Source organism: Streptomyces sp. NPDC059994 (assembly GCF_042737755.1).
GTDB lineage: Bacteria > Actinomycetota > Actinomycetes > Streptomycetales > Streptomycetaceae > Streptomyces.
In genome coordinates, this window is the sequence record NZ_JBHWUR010000021.1 from 45322 (window position 1) to 65098 (window position 19777).

Annotated in this window: 22 protein-coding genes and 1 tRNA gene; 14 read left to right on the forward strand and 9 right to left on the reverse strand. The window is 69.7% G+C overall.

From position 1 onward, the window contains the following. Window positions 1-33 precede the first annotated feature (33 nt). The 3 genes from ACFWA7_RS14025 to ACFWA7_RS14035 form a co-directional block, all read right to left on the reverse strand. Window positions 34-1299, reverse strand: coding sequence for a DNA sulfur modification protein DndB (locus tag ACFWA7_RS14025; protein WP_385823024.1), 1266 nt, complete (start codon window positions 1297-1299; stop codon window positions 34-36). 538 nt (window positions 1300-1837) lie between these two features. Beyond that, window positions 1838-1911: transfer RNA gene (locus tag ACFWA7_RS14030), tRNA-Pro, on the reverse strand. Between the two features lie 78 nt (window positions 1912-1989). Continuing rightward, window positions 1990-2928: a metallophosphoesterase gene (locus tag ACFWA7_RS14035; RefSeq protein WP_385823026.1), complete on the reverse strand. Its 939-nt coding sequence runs from the start codon at window positions 2926-2928 to the stop codon at window positions 1990-1992. Window positions 2929-3085: 157 nt separating this feature from the next. On the opposite strand from ACFWA7_RS14035, the gene ACFWA7_RS14040 reads away from it, so the two are divergent. Further along, a complete protein-coding gene (locus ACFWA7_RS14040) occupies window positions 3086-3550 on the forward strand; it encodes a GatB/YqeY domain-containing protein (protein ID WP_371653484.1) in 465 nt (154 codons plus the stop codon). Window positions 3551-3648: 98 nt separating this feature from the next. Here the strand turns inward: ACFWA7_RS14040 and ACFWA7_RS14045 are convergent, their stop codons facing one another. Next, window positions 3649-5916, reverse strand: a complete 2268-nt coding sequence (locus ACFWA7_RS14045; protein WP_385543012.1) for a transglycosylase domain-containing protein — start codon at window positions 5914-5916, stop codon at window positions 3649-3651. A 405-nt stretch (window positions 5917-6321) separates the two neighbouring features. Here ACFWA7_RS14045 and ACFWA7_RS14050 point away from each other — a divergent pair, with 405 nt between their 5' ends. After that, a complete protein-coding gene (locus ACFWA7_RS14050; RefSeq protein WP_371653482.1) occupies window positions 6322-6687 on the forward strand; it encodes a WhiB family transcriptional regulator in 366 nt (121 codons plus the stop codon). A 36-nt stretch (window positions 6688-6723) separates the two neighbouring features. On the opposite strand, the gene ACFWA7_RS14055 is transcribed toward ACFWA7_RS14050, so the two are convergent. Both ACFWA7_RS14055 and ACFWA7_RS14060 read right to left on the reverse strand, forming a co-directional pair. Then, entirely contained in the window at window positions 6724-8028 is a 1305-nt protein-coding gene (locus tag ACFWA7_RS14055) for an ArsA family ATPase (protein WP_385543105.1), read from the reverse strand. Window positions 8029-8054: 26 nt separating this feature from the next. Next, complete coding sequence (locus ACFWA7_RS14060; protein WP_385543015.1) at window positions 8055-9017, reverse strand: ArsA-related P-loop ATPase; 963 nt, start codon at window positions 9015-9017, stop codon at window positions 8055-8057. Window positions 9018-9089: 72 nt separating this feature from the next. On the opposite strand from ACFWA7_RS14060, the gene ACFWA7_RS14065 reads away from it, so the two are divergent. Together ACFWA7_RS14065 and ACFWA7_RS14070 are read left to right on the forward strand one after the other, a co-directional pair. Further along, window positions 9090-9251, forward strand: coding sequence for a DUF4177 domain-containing protein (locus ACFWA7_RS14065; RefSeq protein WP_003975360.1), 162 nt, complete (start codon window positions 9090-9092; stop codon window positions 9249-9251). Continuing rightward, a complete protein-coding gene (locus ACFWA7_RS14070) occupies window positions 9248-9715 on the forward strand; it encodes a RidA family protein (protein ID WP_385543018.1) in 468 nt (155 codons plus the stop codon). Before ACFWA7_RS14065 ends, ACFWA7_RS14070 begins: the two co-directional genes overlap by 4 nt. Window positions 9716-10239: 524 nt before the next feature. Here the strand turns inward: ACFWA7_RS14070 and ACFWA7_RS14075 are convergent. Both ACFWA7_RS14075 and ACFWA7_RS14080 read right to left on the reverse strand, forming a co-directional pair. Beyond that, the gene (locus tag ACFWA7_RS14075; protein WP_385543021.1) at window positions 10240-11262 is read right to left on the reverse strand and encodes a LacI family DNA-binding transcriptional regulator; all 1023 of its coding nucleotides are present in this window, start codon (window positions 11260-11262) and stop codon (window positions 10240-10242) included. A gap of 24 nt (window positions 11263-11286) precedes the next feature. Continuing rightward, a complete protein-coding gene (locus ACFWA7_RS14080) occupies window positions 11287-12099 on the reverse strand; it encodes a winged helix-turn-helix domain-containing protein (protein ID WP_385543024.1) in 813 nt (270 codons plus the stop codon). A gap of 263 nt (window positions 12100-12362) precedes the next feature. Between ACFWA7_RS14080 and ACFWA7_RS14085 the strand changes: the two genes are divergently transcribed. The 8 genes from ACFWA7_RS14085 (at window position 12363) to ACFWA7_RS14120 (ending at window position 17912) form a co-directional block, all read left to right on the forward strand. Beyond that, window positions 12363-13169, forward strand: coding sequence for an alpha/beta hydrolase family protein (locus ACFWA7_RS14085; protein WP_385543027.1), 807 nt, complete (start codon window positions 12363-12365; stop codon window positions 13167-13169). A gap of 33 nt (window positions 13170-13202) precedes the next feature. Continuing rightward, window positions 13203-13457 carry a MoaD/ThiS family protein gene (locus ACFWA7_RS14090; RefSeq protein ID WP_283142830.1) on the forward strand — a complete coding sequence of 85 codons (255 nt, stop codon included), beginning with the start codon at window positions 13203-13205 and terminating at the stop codon, window positions 13455-13457. Between the two features lie 10 nt (window positions 13458-13467). Further along, window positions 13468-14760, forward strand: a complete 1293-nt coding sequence (locus ACFWA7_RS14095; protein ID WP_385823029.1) for a hypothetical protein — start codon at window positions 13468-13470, stop codon at window positions 14758-14760. Between the two features lie 54 nt (window positions 14761-14814). After that, complete coding sequence (locus tag ACFWA7_RS14100; RefSeq protein WP_385543033.1) at window positions 14815-15564, forward strand: DUF2993 domain-containing protein; 750 nt, start codon at window positions 14815-14817, stop codon at window positions 15562-15564. A gap of 543 nt (window positions 15565-16107) precedes the next feature. After that, window positions 16108-16188, forward strand: a complete 81-nt coding sequence (locus tag ACFWA7_RS14105; protein ID WP_359104787.1) for a putative leader peptide — start codon at window positions 16108-16110, stop codon at window positions 16186-16188. Window positions 16189-16355: 167 nt separating this feature from the next. Further along, window positions 16356-17201, forward strand: coding sequence for a sulfurtransferase (locus tag ACFWA7_RS14110; protein ID WP_385823031.1), 846 nt, complete (start codon window positions 16356-16358; stop codon window positions 17199-17201). A 42-nt stretch (window positions 17202-17243) separates the two neighbouring features. Then, entirely contained in the window at window positions 17244-17531 is a 288-nt protein-coding gene (locus ACFWA7_RS14115; protein ID WP_033324392.1) for a DUF1416 domain-containing protein, read from the forward strand. A 123-nt stretch (window positions 17532-17654) separates the two neighbouring features. Beyond that, a complete protein-coding gene (locus ACFWA7_RS14120) occupies window positions 17655-17912 on the forward strand; it encodes a DUF3099 domain-containing protein (protein ID WP_371653472.1) in 258 nt (85 codons plus the stop codon). A gap of 25 nt (window positions 17913-17937) precedes the next feature. Here ACFWA7_RS14120 and ACFWA7_RS14125 read toward each other — a convergent pair whose 3' ends face one another. Further along, window positions 17938-18303, reverse strand: a complete 366-nt coding sequence (locus ACFWA7_RS14125; RefSeq protein WP_385543039.1) for a DsrE family protein — start codon at window positions 18301-18303, stop codon at window positions 17938-17940. Window positions 18304-18690: 387 nt separating this feature from the next. Here ACFWA7_RS14125 and ACFWA7_RS14130 point away from each other — a divergent pair, with 387 nt between their 5' ends. Together ACFWA7_RS14130 and ACFWA7_RS14135 are read left to right on the forward strand one after the other, a co-directional pair. Further along, window positions 18691-19263: an FABP family protein gene (locus ACFWA7_RS14130; RefSeq protein WP_385543042.1), complete on the forward strand. Its 573-nt coding sequence runs from the start codon at window positions 18691-18693 to the stop codon at window positions 19261-19263. Window positions 19264-19315: 52 nt separating this feature from the next. Further along, window positions 19316-19777, forward strand: coding sequence for a Fur family transcriptional regulator (locus tag ACFWA7_RS14135; RefSeq protein WP_385823033.1), 462 nt, complete (start codon window positions 19316-19318; stop codon window positions 19775-19777).

A 19777-nucleotide genomic window follows, 5' to 3' on the forward strand; every position in this document is an offset into this window, starting at 1 on the left:
GAGCGGCGCCCTCGTTCCGATCCGATGCATCGGCTACAGGGTGGCGGGTGCCTTCTTATACCAGTTGGCGATAACGCTCACGAGATGGACGATGTTCTGCGTCCGCATGATCGGTGCCGAAGCGTTCGGCTCGAAGTCGACGTTGGCTGAGGTGGTACGCCAAATGCTGGTCTCGGGGACCGGCGTGGCCATGTGTGGGTCGAGTCGCTTGAAGAAGTCGGTGACGTCGTCGAGTTCGACCGGATTCTCGCCCGCCCGCAGCTCTCGGAACACGCCACCGAGAACGCGGAGCATACCCACCGATCCGAGGAGCGACGACCGGCGGACCTCCTGAGCCATGGTGAGCTCTCCAGGCTGACGCTCTGTCTCGGGATCGTCCTCGGTGAGGGAGGCGAGGTCGGTGAAGGCGTTGGAGATGACGTCGAGAAAGTCCTTGACCTGCTCGATCACCTCGCCATCGGTGAGAGTCTGCTCGGCTTTCTTGCTGATACGGCCGCCGGCACCGGCGATGACGGAGCGGGTGATGTCGGCGACGTGCTTGGCACCCATGAAGTTGGGGTTCTTGAGCGTCATGCGGTCCTGCTCGGCGTCGACTCGGCCCTTGAGCAACGGGTGGTCGATGACATCGGACAGGGTGCGGTTGGCAACCTTGTAGCTGTCGAAACGAGCGCGGACGGCGCTGCTGATGCCCTTGGCGTTGTCGGCAACATCCACGAACATCTGCTGAGACTTGATCGGGTCCGGTTCGACATAGATGTCTAGGCCGACGTACTCAGCCTTGAGGCGGTTCATCTGGCCGATGAGCTTCTCGCGTTCAGCCTCGAGTTTCGCGGCCTTCTCCGGGCTGACCTTGCGAGCCATTTCGCGATCGACAGCGGAGATGGCGTCAGTGATGCGCTGCTTCTCGATGGCGACGCCGAGCACGCGGTGCTGGCCGTCGATGGTCCGCAAGCTGGAGATGCCGCCAATCGCCCACGGAACGGTGATGTAGCCGACGGCGCCCTGGTCATCTACCTTCTCGAAGGTGCATCCACCGCCATCCCGGGCCAGCAGAGCGGGAGCGACCCAGTCCTGTTTGGCGTCGAGGTACTCGCCGAAGTGCTTGGCGTGAAGGCGGTCGACCTTGCGGTTGTCCTTGTCGACATTGTTGGGATCGGGGACGGGCAGGATCGTTGGCAAGTCGAGGAGGGGGACGCGCACGCTGTAGACCGTGCGGCCGCCCTGAGGGGTCTTGATGGCGAGATAGGTGCTGGAGTCTTGAGGCTTGGACAGTCGCAGCGGGTCGACGGCAATGCTCACGATAGGCCCCCAATGGGATCAGGTACGCACTCGGATGGCTTGGCAACAACCCGACGGTAGCGCGTAGTTGATAATCCGAGTGGATAACTTCTTATTTCTGCTAGAAGTTGGCGACATGTGACCTGAAGTCATGGGAGAGTGACCGAACTTGACTGTGGCTGACCTATTGTGGTCGTCGGTCTCGTCGGTCATAAGGCGCCAGGGACGCGAGGGCTTGCCTGGGTGGCATGACGGCAGTGCGGTTGCACGCACGCCCGTGGGCCGTCGCGGCGCGTGAAGGGTGTGTCGGCCCATGATCGAGCGCCTGCCCCAGTTGCTTCGGGATGAATCGTTGGCACGGCTCCGGGTGGCGCGGCGTCCAGTTCGCGGATGTGCACACGGGGGGATGCTGGCAGGTGGTGATCAGGAGGGGATGGCTGCTGCCCTTTGGGAGACCCCAACCAAGATCTTCTCCCAGATTTCTCCCAAACGATCACCGGAGACGCAGGAAGGGCCTGATCCTCAGTGAGGATCAGGCCCCTGACCTGGTCTTACTCTGTCGGGGTGGCGGGATTTGAACCCACGACCTCTTCGTCCCGAACGAAGCGCGCTGCCAAGCTGCGCTACACCCCGATGTCACCGGTTGTCGCGGCGACGTCGTTTACTTTAGCCCACCGGCGGCCGGAGACGAAATCCGGTTTCGGGGGGCGGTCAGGGGCGGGGCGTCAGGGTCAGCAGGGTTGCCTCCGGGGGGCAGGCGAAGCGGACCGGGGTGTAGCGGTTCGTGCCGCAGCCCGCCGAGACGTGCAGGTAGGCGCGGTTGCCGTCCGCCTCGTGGGTGGAGAGGCCCTTCACCCGGTCCGTGTCCAGGTCGCAGTTGGTGACCAGGGCCCCGTAGAAGGGGACGCACAGCTGGCCGCCGTGGGTGTGGCCGGCCAGGATCAGGGGGTAGCCGTCGGCGGTGAAGGCGTCTAGGGAGCGGATGTAGGGGGCGTGGACCACCGCGATCGACAGGTCCGCGTCCTTGTCCGGGCCGCCCTCCACCTTCGCGTACCGGTCGCGCTTGATGTGCGGGTCGTCCAGGCCGGTGAACGCGAGCTCCAGGCCGTCCAGCTTCAGCCGGCCCCGCGCGTTGCTGAGGCCGATCCAGCCCGCCGCGTCGAACGCGTCCTGGAGCTCCTCCCACGGGTTGTGGACGACGCCGACGGCGGGCGCGTTGCCGTTCAGGCCGTGCTTGCCCTGGACCTTCTCGATCAGATAGCGGGCCGGGTTGCGCAGCTTCGGGCCGTAGTAGTCGTTCGAGCCGAAGACGTACACCCCGGGGAAGTCCATCAGCGGGCCCAGCGCGTCCAGGACCTCCGGTACGCCCTCCGGGTCCGACAGGTTGTCGCCCGTGTTGACCACGAAGTCCGGGCGCAGCCCCGCCAGCGACTGCAGCCAGGCGCGCTTCTTGCGCTGGCCGCCGACCATGTGGATGTCCGAGACCTGGAGTACGCGCAGCGGCCGAGCGCCGCTCGGCAGCACCGGCACCGTCACCCGGCGGAGCCGGAAGGAGCGGGCTTCGAATCCGGCCGCATAGGCGATGCCGGCCGCGCCGATCGCCGTGATCGCCGCCGTTGTCTTCAGAGGAATCCCGTATCGCGCGCGCATGCGTCCATCGTTGCAGACGTACGTACGCCTACGGTCTTCGCGGGTGGCTCGCCGGCCTTCCGTACGCCCCCCGCCGCGCCCCGCGCACGCCCGTCCCCGTGCTCCCGGCGCGAAACTGGCACGCGCCCCGGGGGCGCCACCTGCCACACTGGGGCGCATGACCACGCTCAAGGCCACGCTCAAGGAACACCTCACCACCGCCATGAAGGCGCGCGACGAGATGCGCTCGTCGACGCTGCGACTGACCCTCACCGCCATCGCCAAGGAGGAGGTCGCGGGCAAGAGCGCGCGCGAGCTCTCCGACGACGAGGTGCTGCAGGTGATCGCCAAGGAGGCGAAGAAGCGGCGTGAGGCGGCCGAGGCGTTCGAGCAGGGCGGCCGGGCCGAGTCGGCCGCGAAGGAGCGGGCCGAGGGGGAGATCCTCGACGCGTACCTGCCCAAGCAGCTGTCCGACGACGAGCTGACCGCGATCGTCGGTCAGGCCGTCGAGGAGGCGAAGGCCGCGGGCGCGGCGGGGCCGCAGGCCATGGGCGCCGTGATGAAGATCGTGAAGCCGAAGGTGGCGGGGCTGGCGGACGGCGGGCGGGTAGCCGCCACCGTCAAGCGCCTCCTGGCGGGCTGACGCCCCCCACGTACAGATGTGAAAGGGGCGCCCGGGATCACCCGGGCGCCCCTTTCATCTGCCAGCCCTGAAGGACAAGGGCCAGGGCAGGGCTGCGGCTACGGGAAGTTTCCCCCGATCACCCCGTCCGTCGCCCCGCCGATCACTCCCGGAGGGATGGAGATGCCGGGGTTCGGCGGGACCGTGATGCCCCCGCCCGGCTTGTTGTCGCCGCCGCCGGGGCGGTGCTTCCTGCCGCCCTTGCCCTTGCCGTTGCCCCTGGCGTTGTCGCCCGCGTCGCCCGCCGGCGGGTCCTTGGGCTGCGGGTCGGGGATGTTGACCGTCACGAAGTTGGGGGCCGGCTGGCCTGAGAGGGCGCCCGTCATGGCGTCCTTCCAGATCGGTCCGGGGACCTCACCGCCGTACACCTTCTCCTTGTACACGCCGCCGATCGTGATGTTCTCCATCTCGACGCTCTGCGACGGGCTGCCGACCCACACCGCGCCCGACATGTTCGGCGTGTAGCCGACGAACCAGGCGTTCTTGCGCTGGTCGGTGGTACCGGTCTTGCCCGCGTTGTCGCGGTCCGACAGACCGGCCAGCGCACCCGTACCGGAGTCGGTCACGCCGCGCAGCAGCGTGTTGACGCTGTCCGCCGTGGTCTGGGACATCGCCTGGCTGCACGAGGACTTCGGCACCCGCAGCGCCGTGCCGTCCGCCTTCTTGATCGACTCGATGGCGACCGGAGTGCAGTACGTGCCCCGGTTGGCGAAGGCCGCGTACGCGCTCGCCATGTTCAGCGGGGAGATACCGGTGGAGCCCAGCGTCAGCGCGGACGGCACCATCGGGAGCTTCGCGCCGTTGCCCTGCACCACGTGCAGCTTGTCGGTCATCTGCGCGACCGGGCACATGCCGATCTCGCCGAGCATCTGCACGAAGTACGTGTTGACGGATTTCTCCATCGCCGTCTTCAGCGGGTACGGCCCGTTCTCGGACTCGTTCTCGTTCTCCAGGTGCTCGTCGCTGATGTTCACCCACGGCTTGCCGCTGCACGTCTGCACGGTCGCCGGGTAGTCCATCTCGTACGGCGACGGGTACTGCTGCGTCGGCGGCTTGCCGCCCTCGATCGCGGCGGCGGCCAGGAACGGCTTGAACGTCGAACCGACCGGGAAGCCGTAGTTCGATCCGCCCAGCTGCTTGTTCACCGAGAAGTTGATCTGCGTCTCGTGGCTGCCGAAGCCGTACGGCCGCGACTGGCCCATCGCCATGATCCTGCCGGTGCCGGGCTGGACCAGCGTCACGGCGGTGGCGACCTTGTCCGACTGGTAGACGTGGCCCTTGATGGAGGCCTGGGTGGACTGCTGGGCCTGCGGGTCCAGGGTCGTACGGACCGTCAGACCGCCCTGGTTCCACAGCTTGGCCCGCTCCTCCTTGGTCTTGCCGAAGACCGGGTCGGAGAGGAAGACCTCGCGCACGTAGTCGCAGAAGAAGCCCGCGCCGCTGACGGCCGTGATGCAGCCGTTCTTCGGCTTGGAGACCTTCAGCTTGATCGGCGCGGCCTTGGCGCGGTCCGCCTCGGCCTGCGAGACGTCCTTCATGTCGGCCATCCGCTGCAGGACCGTGTCGCGGCGCTTCTTGGCCTCCTGCGCGTCGTTGACCGGGTCGTACCGGCTCGGCGACTGGACGATGCCCGCCAGCATGGCGGCCTCCTCCAGCTTCAGGTCCTTGGCCGGCTTGGAGAAGTAGCGCTTGGCGGCGGCCTCGACGCCGTACGCCTGCTGCCCGAAGAACGTGATGTTGAGGTAGTTCTCCAGGATCTTCTTCTTGCCGAGCTCCTCCTCGACCTGGATCGCGTACTTGAGCTCCTTGACCTTGCGGCCGAGCGTCTGCTGGGTGGCCTCGGCGACCTTGTCGGGGTCGTCGCCGGCCTCCTCCACGAAGACGTTCTTCACGTACTGCTGGGTGAGGGTGGACGCTCCCTGGGCCACCCCGCCCGACGTGGCGTTCTTGTTGACCGCGCGCAGCACGCCCTTGAGGTCGATCGCGCCGTGCTCGTAGAAGCGCGAGTCCTCGATCGCGACGATCGCCTTCTGCATGTACGGCGAGATGTCCGCGAGCGGGACCACCGTGCGGTCGCGCGAGTACACCGTCGCGATCTGACCGCCCTTGGAGTCCAGGATCGAGGTGCGCTGACTCAGCGGCGGGGTCTTCAGATTGGCGGGGATCTCGTCGAACCCCTCGACCGTGCCCTTGGCCGCGAGCCCCAGCGCGCCGAACGCGGGCAGCGCGATGCCCGCGAGCACGGCTCCGGAGAGCACACTCACCCCGACGAACTTGGCGGCCTGCTGGGTCCCGGTCAGACCACCGCCCGAGCGCTTCTTTGCCATGGGGGCAGCCTACGTTCTGATTCGCCGGACACGGGTCAATGCTCTGGCCTAAGCTGCCCTCAACTGTCACAGCAGTGCGGTTGCGCATCAAGTCGATGTTTATTGCTGTTCGGCTCTCGCAAGAGGGCGGCCGTCCGGATTCGCCGCCCGTTTACGCCTCATGCGTCACCAGGCGTCCGTTGTGGCTCAACTGAAACGTCCCGCTTGGTCGGGTTTCTCACATTTGCCCCCAGCTCACTCCGTTGGGTGATCTGCCGCGTACGCATAGTCCGTTCGGGCCATTCAAGATTGGGCCCGAAGGGGGTGTTGCGCTGTGCCCACCTTCCGTAACGTCCTCAACTGGCAGCGGTGAATATGCCTCTGCCGCCGTGGGGGAGCCTCGATTCGGGAGAGGACGGCGCCGGCATGGGCTGGGTAACCGACTGGAGTGCGCAGGCAGCCTGCCGCACTACCGATCCGGACGAACTGTTCGTACAGGGTGCGGCTCAGAACAGGGCGAAGGCGGTGTGCACCGGATGTCCGGTGCGGACCGAGTGCCTCGCGGACGCACTGGACAACCGCGTCGAATTCGGCGTGTGGGGCGGAATGACGGAGCGGGAGCGTCGCGCACTGCTGCGCCGACGACCCACCGTCACGTCCTGGCGCCGTCTCTTGGAGACGGCGCGTACGGAGTACGAGCGCAGCACGGGCATCCTGCCCGTGGGCATGGACGACGAGGAGGCGTACGCCTACCGGCACGCCATGGATGAGACGTACGCGGCCGTGGGGTAGGCCCACGCACGTACGACACGTACGTAACCAGACGTATCAGAACGCTCCGGCCGGCTCTTCCTGGGCCGCGAGCCGTTCCCCGATGGCCCGGAGCCCGGCGAGATCGTGTACGTCGCCGGGCAGGGCGGCCACTTCGGCCACCGGGACTTCGGGGTGGAGCGCGGTGAAGCGATCACGCGTGCGCTGTTCGCGGGCGAGCACCTGCATCCGCTCGGCGTGCAGGCGCAGGAGACCGGCGGTCAGCCGACCGACCGACACGCCGTCTTCGGATCCGGTGGGGGAGGGAGCTTCGGGAGAGGAACCACCGGTGTCACGATCCTCAGCCTTCCCGCACCCCTGATCGACAATGCGGCCGTCGACAAGATTTTCCCCAGGCCCCTCGGTGGGCTCCTGGATGGCCTCCTGGACGGCCTCTTCCTCCAAATGCTCCGCCGCCGCGAGCGCCCGCTCGGCCGACAGCCGGGCCGCGCCGCTGCCGTGCACCCGGTTGAGCACCAGACCGGCCAGTGGCATCGAGTCGGCCGCCAGCCGCTCCACGAAGTACGCGGCCTCGCGCAGCGCGTCCCGCTCCGGCGCCGCGACCACGAGGAACGCGGTGCCGGGTGCCTGGAGCAGCCGGTAGGTGGCGTCGGCGCGGGTGCGGAAGCCGCCGAACATCGTGTCCATCGCCGCCACGAACGTCTGGACGTCCCGCAGCAGCTGGCCGCCGAGGAGTTTGCCGAGCGTGCCGGTCATCATCGACATGCCGACGTTGAGGAACTTCATCCCGGCCCGGCCGCCCATCTTGGCGGGGGCCATGAGCAGCCGGATGAACTTGCCGTCCAGGAACGACCCCAGCCGCTTCGGCGCGTCCAGGAAGTCGAGCGCCGAGCGCGACGGCGGGGTGTCGACGATGATCAGATCCCACTCGTCGCGGGCCCGCAGCTGGCCCAGCTTCTCCATCGCCATGTACTCCTGCGTGCCCGCGAAGCCGGCCGACAGGGACTGGTAGAAGGGGTTGGAGAGGATCGCCCGGGAACGCTCGGGGTCCGCGTGCGCCTCGACGATCTCGTCGAAGGTCCGCTTCATGTCGAGCATCATGGCGTGCAGCTCGCCGTCGCCCTCGACGCCCTTGACCCGGCGCGGGGTGTTGTCGAGGGTGTCGATGCCCATGGACTGGGCGAGCCGGCGGGCCGGGTCGATGGTCAGCACGACCACCTTGCGGCCGCGCTCGGCGGCCCGCAGCCCCAGCGCCGCCGCCGTCGTGGTCTTGCCCACCCCGCCGGATCCGCAGCACACCACGATCCGCGTCTTCGGGTCGTCGAGCAGGGGATCGATGCCGAGCGGCGCGGCCGAGTCCATGGTCACTTCCCCACCCCCTTCCCCACTCACTTCCCCACCCCGAGCCTTCGCAGTCGTGTGGCCAGGCGGTAGAGCCCGGCCAGGTCCATTCCCTCGCCGATCAGGGGCAGTTCGTACGCCGGAAGCCCCAACGAGCCGACCACCGCCCGCTGATCGCGCTCCAGCTCCACCCGCTCGGCGTGCTCGGCGGCCTCCTGGAGCAGCGGGGTGACCAGCTTGGCCGAGCCGGTGACCCCGGCGCGGGTGAGCGCCTTGGCGACCTCCTTGCGCCGGTCGCCGGTGACGCCCCGGACCGCCTCCTCGTCGAGCAGGTGCGGGCGGACCATGTTCACGATGACCGCGCCGGTCGGTAGCTCGGCTGCGCGCAGCTCGGCGATCCCGTCGGCGGTCTCCTGGACCGGCATCTCCTCCAGGAGCGTCACCAGGTGCACGGCCGTCTCGGGGGACTTGAGCACCCGCATCACGGCCTGCGCCTGATTGTGTATCGGGCCGATCTTGGCGAGCCCGGCGACCTCGTCGTTGACGTTGAGGAAGCGGGTGATCCGCCCGGTGGGCGGGGCGTCCATGACCACATGGTCGTACGCGTACCGCCCCTGCTTGTCCTTACGCCTGACGGCTTCGCACGCCTTGCCGGTCAGCAGGACGTCACGGACGCCCGGGGCGATGGTGGTGGCGAAGTCGATGGCGCCGAGCTTCTTCAGGGCGCGGCCCGCCGAGCCCAGTTTGTAGAACATCTGGAGGTAGTCGAGCAGGGCCCGCTCGGCGTCGATCGCCAGCGCGTGCACCTCCCCGCCGCCCGGCGCCACGGCGATCTTCCGCTCCTCGTACGGAAAGGCTTCCGTCTCGAAGAGCTGTGCGATGCCCTGTCTGCCCTCGACCTCGACGAGGAGCGTGCGCTTGCCCTCCGTCGCGAGGGCGAGCGCGAGGGCAGCGGCGACCGTGGTCTTGCCGGTACCGCCCTTGCCGCTGACGACCTGGAGCCTGCTCACGCCATCGAGCCTAACCAGTCCCCCGACGGCCTACGCATGAGGCTGCCTCCGGCAGCGGCTACAGTCGGCCCCATGACCAAGTGGGAATACGCGACCGTGCCCCTTCTCGTGCACGCGACCAAGCAGATTCTGGACACCTGGGGCGAGGACGGCTGGGAGCTGGTCCAGGTCGTTCCCGGGCCGAACAACCCCGAGCAGCTGGTGGCCTACCTGAAGCGGGAGAAGCAGGCATGAGCGGCGCGGTGGAGGCGAAGCTGGCCGAACTCGGCCTGACGCTGCCGGAGGTCGTGCCGCCGCTGGCCGCGTACCAGCCGGCCGTGCGTTCCGGTGTGTACGTGTACACGTCCGGGCAGCTGCCGATCGTCGAGGGCAAGCTCACACTGACCGGCAAGGTCGGTGCGGAGGTGACGGCCGAGGAGGCGAAGGACGCGGCGCGTATCTGTGCGCTGAACGCCCTCGCGGCCGTGAAGTCGGTGGCGGGTGACCTCGATCGCATCGCGCGCGTGGTGAAGGTCGTCGGTTTCGTGGCCTCCGCGAGCGACTTCACGGGGCAGCCGGGCGTCATCAACGGTGCGAGCGAGCTGCTCGGTGCGGTTCTGGGCGACAAGGGTGTGCACGCCCGCAGCGCGGTCGGCGTCGCGGTCCTCCCGCTGGACGCGCCGGTCGAGGTCGAGATCCAGGTCGAGCTGACGGACTGAGCCGGTCTCAGCCTGCGGACCGTGCTGGGCTGAGCGCGCAGTTCCGCGCCCCTGAAGGCCTGGGGCCGACCCGAGTCGTCAGGGTGCGGCGGACTGCCCAAGGGGCGCGGGGAACTGCGCGCTCAGCCCCCACGGGCTCGCAGGCGAAGACTGGGCCGGAGAGGCGCGCGGGGAACTGCGCGACCAGCCACGCACGGTCCGCAGCCGGAGCGCTGCCCTGGCGAAAGCTAGCCGCAGCCGGAGTGCTGCCCTGGCGAAAGCCACCCGCAGCGGGAGTGCTGCCCTGGCGAAAGCCACCCGCAGCCGGAGCGCTGCCCCGGCGAAAGCCACCCGCGGCCGGAGTGCTGCCCTGGCGAAGGCCACCCGCGGCCGGAGTGCTGCCCTGGCGAAGGCCACCCGCGGCCGGAGTGCTGCCCTGGCGAAAGCCACCCGCGGCCGGAGCGCTGCCCTGGCGAAAGCTAGCCGCGGCCGAAGTGCTGCCCTGGCGAAAGCCACCCGCAGCCAGAGCGCTGCCCCCGCGAAAGCTAGCCGCAGCCGCAGGACCGGCGGATCACCAACCGCGAAGGGAACTGCTTCAGGCGTTCCCGTCGTGAGCCCGCCACGCGGAGCGCGTCGTCCAGGACCAGGTCCACCGCCGCGCGGGCCATCGCGGGGCGGTCGGAGGCGACCGTGGTGAGGGGCGGGTCCGTGAGACCCGCCTCCTTCACGTCGTCGAAGCCCGCGACCGCCAGCTCACCCGGCACGTCGATGCGCAGCTCGCGAGCCGCGCGCAGCACGCCGATCGCCTGGTCGTCGGTGGAGCAGAAGATCGCCGGCGGCCGGTCGGGCCCGGCGAGGATCTCCAGCGCGACCTGGTACGCGTCGTACCGGTTGTACGGGGCCTGGAAAAGGCGCCCGTCCACCGAGCGCCCGGACTCCAGCATCGCCCGCCGCCAGCCCTCCACGTGGTCGGCCACCGGGTCGCCGACCGCCGGGGTCGACTCGACCCCGCCGAGGCACGCCACGTACGCGTGGCCGTGTTCGAGGAGGTGGCGGGTGGCCAGCTGGGCCCCGCCGATGTCGTCCGTGACGACGGCCACGTCGTCGATCGCCTCCGGCCGTTCGTGGAGGAGCACCACGCGCGCGTCCCAGGCGTCGATCTCGGCCGCCGCGCGCTCGCTGGGACCCTGGCTGACCAGGATCAGACCGGCGACCCGCATACCGAGGAACGCCCGCAGATAGTGGACCTCGCGGTCGTCCAGATAGTCGGAGTTGCCGACCAGGACCATTTTCCCGCGCTCGGCCGCCGCCTGCTCCACCGCGTGCGCCATCTCCGCGAAGAACGGCTGGCGCGCGTCCGGGACGATCATGCCTATGAGGTCCGTGCGCCGGGAGGCCATCGCCTGGGCAACCCGGTCGGGCCGGTAGCCCAGCTCTTTGATCGCGGCGAGTACCCGCTCGCGCGTGGCCGGGGCGACCGGCCTCGGTCCGTTGTTGATGACATAGCTGACGACCGCGGTCGACGTACCCGCAAGTCTCGCCACATCATCCCGCGTCACCTTGGCCACGAGCGGGAGTCTACGCGGGGTGACCTACCTCTGGGCAGGGCGTACGGAGGCTTCCTCCGGCTCCTCGGCGGCCGGGATCGGTGGTGAGGCCACGGATCCGGCGGCGGCCTTCGCCCTGGCCTCCTCGGCCGCCTTGGCCTTGGCCTCTTCGGCCGCCCGCTCGACCTTCTCGGGGGTGACGAACCGGTACCCGACATTCCGGACGGTGCCGATCAGCGACTCGTGCTCGGGGCCGAGCTTCGCCCGCAGCCGCCGTACGTGGACGTCGACCGTCCGCGTACCGCCGAAGTAGTCGTACCCCCAGACCTCCTGCAGCAGCTGCGCGCGCGTGAAGACCCGGCCGGGGTGCTGCGCCAGGTACTTCAGGAGCTCGAACTCCTTGAAGGTCAGATCCAGGACCCGGCCCTTGAGCTTGGCGCTGTACGTCGCCTCGTCCACGGAGAGATCGCCGTTGCGGATTTCCATGGGGGAGTCGTCGGAGGTGATCTGCTGGCGGCCCATGGCCAGGCGCAGCCGCGCCTCGACCTCCGCGGGGCCCGCCGTGTCCAGGAGCACGTCGTCGATGCCCCAGTCGGCGGTGACGGCGGCCAGACCGCCCTCGGTGACCACCAGGATCAGCGGGCAGCCGGGGCCGGTGGAGCGCAGCAGCTGGCAGAGGGAGCGGACCTGCGGCAGGTCGCGGCGGCCGTCGACGAGGATCACGTCGGCACCGGGGGTGTCCACGAGGGCCGGGCCCTCGGCGGGGGCCACCCGCACGTTGTGCAGCAGCAGGCCGAGCGCGGGAAGCACCTCCGTAGACGGCTGGAGGGCATTGGTCAGGAGCAGCAACGAGCTCATCGCGCCCCACCTGCCCAGGTCGTCGTCGGCTTCTTCGGATGATCGTGCACGGTCTGCTCGCCCATAACGTCGGTTCCTCCTCGGTCCCTGCGGAGGGGGCACCCCCTGCTCTTCAAGAGCTTGGGGGCGTTTACGGCACTGCTTTTCGCTACGGCTCCCGCGCCCTGAGAGCCTTTGTTCACCTGCTCGTAACAACGACCAGGAAACGCAAAAGGACCCGGGGGCCACGCTGCCCGGATCCTCTGCCCAGCAGAATAGCCCACATGAGTTCCGGGGCAGAGGGCCGATTTCACACTGTGGATGTTTCCTCGATCACCAGGGGACCGCGGCGCGCAACTCTTCGCACCTCGGACGGCGTGAGCGTCGAGGCGGTCCACGACCCCTGCGCGGCGGGCCGGACGGACACCGCGGTCGTGGTCGCGCACGGCTTCACGGGGTCGGCGGGGCGCCCGGCGGTACGGCGGGCGGCGGGGGTGTTCGCCCAGTACGCGGGTGTGGTCACGTTCTCGTTCCGGGGCCACGGCGGCTCCGGCGGGCGCTCCACGGTCGGCGACCGCGAGGTGCTCGACCTGGCGGCGGCCGTGGAGTGGGCGAGATCACTCGGCTACGCGCGCGTGGTGACGGTCGGCTTCTCCATGGGGGGCTCGGTGGTGCTGCGGCAGGCGGCGATGCACAAGGGGCTCACAGAGGCGCGCACCGATGCCGTCGTCTCCGTCAGCGCGCCGGCCCGTTGGTACTACCGGGGCACGGCCCCCATGCGGCGGCTGCACTGGATGGTGACCCGGCCCGCCGGGCGCCTGGTCGGGCGGCTCGGCTTCGCCACCCGGATCGACTCCAGACAGTGGTGCCCGGTGCCGCTCTCGCCGGTCGAGGCGGTCCCGCTGATCGCGCCGACCCCGCTCCTGATCGTCCACGGCGACCGCGACCCGTACTTCCCGATCGACCACCCCAGGATGCTGGCGGCCGCCGGACCTGCGCAGTTGTGGCTGGAGGAGGGCATGGGGCACGCGGAGAACGCGGCCGACGAGGTGCTGCTGCGCCGGATCGCGCAGTGGCTGTCGGTGGCGTAGCCCATCATGGGGGACGACGAAAGGAGGGTCGCCATGGCAGCGGGAACCATCCGCTTCTGGGCCGCGGCCAAGTCCGCCGCCGGTGTCGCGGAGGAGCCGTATGCGGCGGCCACGCTGGCCGAGGCGCTCGACGCGGTGCGCGAGCGCCACCCGGGCGAGCTGACCCGTGTACTGCTCAGGTGCTCGTTCCTGGTCGACGGTGACCCCGTCGGGACGCGCGAACATGAGACCGTACGGCTTGCCGAGGGCGGCACGGTCGAGGTGCTCCCGCCGTTCGCAGGAGGGTGACCCCCACGTCATGAGCGATCAGCAGTACCCGCATCCGTACGACGAGCAGTATCCGCGCTTCGACCAGTACGGACAGCCGGTCCAGCAGTACCAGCAGCAGTACGACGCGTACCAGCAGTACGACCAGTACGGGCAGCCGCTTCAGCAGCAGCCGGTCCAGCAGCAGCCGCTCCAGCATCAGCAGCCGCAGCAGCCCGCGCAGCAGCAGTTCCCGCACGATCCGTCGTACCAGGAGCAGCAGCAGTACACGCAGACGTGGGAGGGCCAGACCTGGGACACCCAGTACCAGCCCACGGTCCAGCCGCAGCCGGTCCAGCAGCCCGTGCAGCCGCAGCCGGTCCAGCAGCAGCCGGTCCAGCAGCAGCCCGTGCAGCAGCAGTACGCGCAGGCGTACGCGCAGCCCGCCGCCGACACCGCGTACCTGCCGCCCCAGACGGGGTCTGCTCCGCTGCCTCCGGAGACGGCGGGCCACGAACCCGTGCCCGCCGCGCCCGCCCCGGCCGACGGCCCCGCCTACAGCCCACCCACCACCGTCGGCAACACCCGGGTCACCGACGCCCAGCGGGCCCGCGCCGAGGGGCGCTCGCCCATCATCGCGCCGGGGATGCAGCCCGCCGCGCTCACCGCCGTCCTCGGCCTGCTGCTCGCGGCCGCCTCCGGCATCGGGCAGTACGCGCTGGTGGTGCCGCTGGTGCTGCTCCAGGCCGTGACGGCCGCGGGCTGGTTCCGGCTCAACGGGATGTGGCCCGCCCGGCAGGGCATCGCGCTCGCCTTCCTGGGCGGGCTGGTCGCGGACGCGGCGCTGCTCGCCGTCGGCGACGAACACGCGCCCGCGGCGATCCTGGGCACCCTCGGGGTGTGGGTGCTGCTCACGCTGGTGCTCCAGCTGCGCAGCCACGCGGACCCGGACGAGCGGATGTACGGCCTGATGGCGACCGTGGCCTCGGCGGCGCTCGCGATCCTGGCCGCCGGATACCTCGCGGCGATCCCGCACGCCGTGGCGGTGGGCGCGGCCGCGGTGGCCGTCGCCGTCCCGGCCCGCGCGCTGCCGTTGCCGGGGCCGGTCTCCGCCGTGGTCGCGCTGCTCGCGGCCGCGGGCGCGGGGATCGTGGCCGGACAGCTGACGGACGTGGGTTCCTCGGGCGCGCTGCTCGGGCTCGCGGCCGGGGTGTGCGCGCTGATCGGTCTGCGGGTGGCCAGTTATGACTACCCGTCGCGTTTCGTCCATATGACGGCCGGAGTGGCGCTGCCGCTCACGGCGGCTGTTCCCGCTTTGTATCTGATCGGTCGAGTGATCGGGTAATTCCGGGAGTTAGGCTCGCAGCGTCAACGACCAGTGTGGGGGGACTCGTACGCAATGCGCGCACTCCGGATATGGCTCATCGTCGCGGTGGTTCTCGGCGGCCTCTTCGTCGCCGCGGACCGCATCGCGGTGAACGTCGTCGAGTCGAAGGTGGCCGACAAGATCAAGAGCAGTCAGGGGCTGAGGGAGACCCCCGACGTCTCGATCAGCGGCTTCCCCTTCCTCACCCAGGCGATGGGCAAGGAGTTCGACGAGGTCGACGTCAAGCTGGGCGGGGTCACCGCCACGGCGGACGGCCACTCGGTCAACGTCACCGAGGTCCGCGCCAAGCTGCACGACGTGAAGGTCAACAGCAGCTACTCGTCCGCCACGGCGGTACGGGCGGACGGCTCGGCCCGTATCTCCTACGCCGACCTCACGAAGTCCGCGCCCAAGGGCGCCACGGTCGGCTACGCCGGGCCCGAGCGGGCCGCCAAGGGCCAGGTCCAGGTGAGCGGGCAGCTCGCCGACCTTCTGGAGGGCGCGGGCGTCCAGGTCCCCGCGAGCCTCAAGGTGCTGCTCGCGGGCCGCACGGTCAGCACGTACAGCACGGTCACCACCGACGGCGGCGCCACCGTCAAGGTCCGCTCCGAGGAGCTGCCGAAGCTGCCGGTGGCCGGCTTCGACGAGAAACTGCGCAAGGCGGTCGACTACGACCTGAAGATCGAGGGCCTGCCGTCCGGCATCAAGCTGGACAAGGTGACGGCGACGAAGGACGGGCTGCGGTTCTCGGGGACGGGCACGAACGTTTCTCTGGCGGGGTAAGCGGCCCCGCGGCCCCTGGGCGTACGGGGGCGGCCGCGTCGGGCGGGACCGGGGCCGGGCTGGGCAGGGCCGCGTCGGGCCGGGCGGGACCGGGGCCGGGCCGGGCCGGTCGGTTTCGGGCAGGGCCGGTCGGGTCGGGCAGGGCCGCGTCGGGCAGGGCCGGTCGGGCTGGGCAGGACCGGGGCCGGGCCGGGCCGGTCGGTTTCGGGCAGGACCGCGTCGGGTCGGGCAGGACCGGGGCCGGGCCGGGCCGGTCGGTTTCGGGCAGGACCGCGTCGGGTCGGGCAGGGCCGCGTCGGGCAGGGCCGGTCGGGCTGGGCAGGACCGGGGCCGGGCAGGGCCGCGTCGGGCAGGCCCGGGACCGGGTCGTAACCGCATGCTGAGACAGAGGCGTCCGCTGGGCAGATGGTGGGCGGCGGGGAGCCGTCCGGGCGGCGCCGGAAGAGCCCTTCCGGGCGATCACGTCTCACTATCCGGATGATCGTGTCTCAAAATACGACACACCGGTGACACGGCCGCCCGTCCGTCCCTACGATCGCCTCTATGAAGCGACAGGCGGATCTCACGAAGCGGCGGGCAGTCGACCTGTGCCGCGTCGCCGCCATGCTCTGTCGCCACGTCTGAGCGGGACCCGCCCCTCTCTGCGAAGAGACGGCAACTCCCGTGTTCCCCGGGCCCTTTGAACCTTATTCAGGGCCGCCCCCGGTGCCGAGGCAACGCCGCGCCCGCTCGCGCGGCGTACGCACCCGCACCCCGCACCACCCGCCGCACCTGCCCCGGAGGAGAACCGCATGAGCCGCAGCGACGTCCTGGTAGACGCCGACTGGGTCGAGGCCCACATCGAAGACCCCAAGGTCGCCATCGTCGAGGTCGACGAGGACACCTCGGCGTACGAGAAGAACCACATCAAGAACGCGATCCGGATCGACTGGACCAAGGACCTCCAGGACCCGGTCCGCCGTGACTTCATCGACCAGGAGGGCTTCGAGAAGCTCCTGTCGGCGAAGGGCATCGCGAACGACACCACCGTCGTCCTCTACGGCGGCAACAACAACTGGTTCGCCTCGTACGCCTACTGGTACTTCAAGCTCTACGGCCACGACAGCGTCAAGCTGCTCGACGGCGGCCGCAAGAAGTGGGAGCTGGACTCGCGCGACCTCGTCGACGGCTCGCAGGTGCCGGCCCGCCCGGCCACCGAGTACAAGGCCAGGGCGCAGAACACCGCGATCCGTGCCTTCCGCGACGACGTGGTGGCGGCCATCGGCGCGCAGAACCTGGTCGACGTGCGCTCCCCCGACGAGTTCAGCGGCAAGCTGCTCGCCCCGGCCCACCTCCCGCAGGAGCAGTCGCAGCGCCCCGGCCACGTCCCGTCCGCCCGCAACATCCCGTGGTCGAAGAACGCCAACGACGACGGCACCTTCAAGTCGGACGACGCCCTGAAGGAGCTGTACGCGGCGGAGCAGGTCGACCTGGCCAGGGACACCATCGCGTACTGCCGTATCGGCGAGCGCTCGGCCCTGACGTGGTTCGTGCTGCACGAGCTGCTCGGCGTCCAGAACGTCAAGAACTACGACGGCTCGTGGACCGAGTACGGCTCCCTCGTCGGCGTGCCGATCGAGCTCGGCGCCAACAAGTAACCCCGCACAGCCCCCTCAGACCGCAGACCGTAAGGAAGAACCATGTGTGGAGCGAAGGCAGGCGGCCCCGACGCCTCGACGATCAAGCCCGGTGAGACGACGATCCAGGGCCAGGTGACGAAGGACGGCGAGCCGGTGGTCGGTTACGTCCGCCTCCTGGACTCGACCGGCGAGTTCACCGCCGAGGTCCCGACCTCGGCGACGGGCCAGTTCCGCTTCTACGCGGCCGAGGGCACGTGGACCGTCCGGGCCCTGGTCCCCGGCGGTACCGCGGACCGCACGGTCGTGGCGCAGACGGGCGGGCTGGCGGAGGTCGCGATCGCCGTGTGACGACGGGCACCGATGTACCGGCCGGAGGGCCGCACCCCTGGGGTTGGACGCTTTGGGCGGGTGCGGTCCTTCGTGCCGTCCGTGGCCGTATCCGCCCGGCGGATACGGTCGTACGCTGGACGTATGTTGGCTCGGCGCCGGCGCGAGTACTTCTGGCTGATGGGCGGATGCCTGGTTCTGTTCGTGTCCGCCTGGAGCTTCGTGCGGCTGTGGTCGGTCCCGGCCGCGGTCGCCATGTGCGTGGTCGCGATGGTGATCCCGCCGGTCGCGGCGATGGTCGCGAACCGGCGCGGCCCGGACGACCGCTGGTGGGACGACCCGTCCGGGGACCAGAAGTCCGACGAATGGTGGGACGAGCTGGACGGCAAGAAGAAGTACTAGGGGCGGCAGCGCCCCAGCGGAGCGCTCAGTACACCAGCGCCTGCGTCTCCTCCGCCATCGCCTCCTGGACGAAGACCTGCGCGCCCGCGATCCGTGCGCCCTCGATCAGGTCCTTCTCGGTGATGTCGCGGCGGGCCGCGCACTGGGTGCAGACGGTGATCGTGCCGCCGCCCGTCAGGATCCCGTCGATCAGGTCCGGCAGCGGCGCCGCGTGCGGGAGCTCGAACTCGGCGGCCCGGCCCGGCAGCGCGAACCACGACGACTCGCCGGTCAGCCAGAGCGAGACCGCGACGCCGCTGGCGACGGCGACCGCCGCCACGGTGAACGCCTGCGAACACCGCTCGGGGGCGTCGGCCCCGGCGGTCACCTTGAGTACGAGCTTCTTCGCCATGTGCCGAACTGTAATGCGCACCCGCACAGCCCCTCCCGAAGGCGGCGGGTCAGTTCTGTGCACGGGTGGGGTGATCAGGCCCCGCCGGAGCGTCGGACGTCGACCGCCCGGCGGGACACGACGGCCGGCATGCGCCGCCGCGCCGTCGCGGCGGCGCACCTCACAGAGAAGGCCGTGGCTCAACCCATTAGGCTGGGGGGCGGCCCTTTACTGCCCACACGCTCATCCGAGGAGCACCCCGTGCTTGAGGCTTTCTTCGAAACCCTGCTGGTCCTGGTCTGCGTCGGTGTCCTCGCCTTCGCCGGTCTGGCCGTGAAGAAGCTGTACCAGGGCCAGCGCTGAACCGCGCCCCAGCCGCAGACGTAACGAAAGACTGATCGAAGCCTCATGATCGAGATCCCGTCCGACCTGAACCCGGACCTCGTCCCCCTCGCCTTCCTCCTCGGTACCTGGGAGGGCGCGGGCGTGACCGACTTCCCGGGCGCCGAGAAGGCCAATTTCGGCCAGTCCGTCACCTTCAGCCACGACGGCCGGGACTTCCTGGAGTACGTGTCGCACTCCTGGATCCTCGACGCCGAGGGCAACAAGGTGAAGCCGCTGGAGACCGAGTCCGGCTTCTGGCGCATCGACAAGGACCGCAAGGTCGAGATCGTCATGGTCCGTGACCAGGGCGTCGTCGAGATCTGGTACGGCGAGCTCGCCGCCCAGAAGCCGCAGATCGACCTGGTGACGGACGCCGTGGCGCGCACCGCCGCCTCCGGTCCGTACACCGGCGGCAAGCGTCTTTACGGATATGTGAAGAGCGATCTGATGTGGGTCGGCGAGAAGGCCACCCCCGAGGTCGAGCTCCGTCCGTACATGTCCGCGCACCTCAAGAAGGTCGTCACGCCCGAGGAGGTCGCGGCGATGGCCCGGGGTCTGGGTGACCTTCCGGACGACGGGATCGCCTTCTTCAAGTAGGGAGATCCGTTCTCCGAGCGGGTAATGCCGGGGTGGCTCCTACACTGGGCGTGTGGTGACCACCGACTGGCAGAGCGACCTCCGCAAGCGCGGGTACCGGCTGACCCCCCAGCGCCAGCTCGTGCTGGAGGCCGTCGACGTACTGGAACACGCGACGCCCGACGACATCCTCACCGAGGTGAGGAAGACGGCGGGCGGCGTGAACATCTCCACCGTGTACCGGACCCTGGAGCTCCTGGAGGAGCTGGGTCTGGTCTCGCACGCCCATCTGGGACACGGTGCCCCGACGTACCACCTGGCGGACCGCCATCACCACATCCACCTGGTCTGCCGGGACTGTACGTCGGTGATCGAGGCGGATGTGGACGTGGCGGCCGAGTTCACCGCGAAGCTCTGCTCGACGTTCGGCTTCACGACGGACATGAAGCACTTCGCGATCTTCGGGCAGTGCCAGAACTGCGCCAAGAACGCCGCAGGTGACGACTCAAACAACGGTCCAAGTACCGCGTCGTAG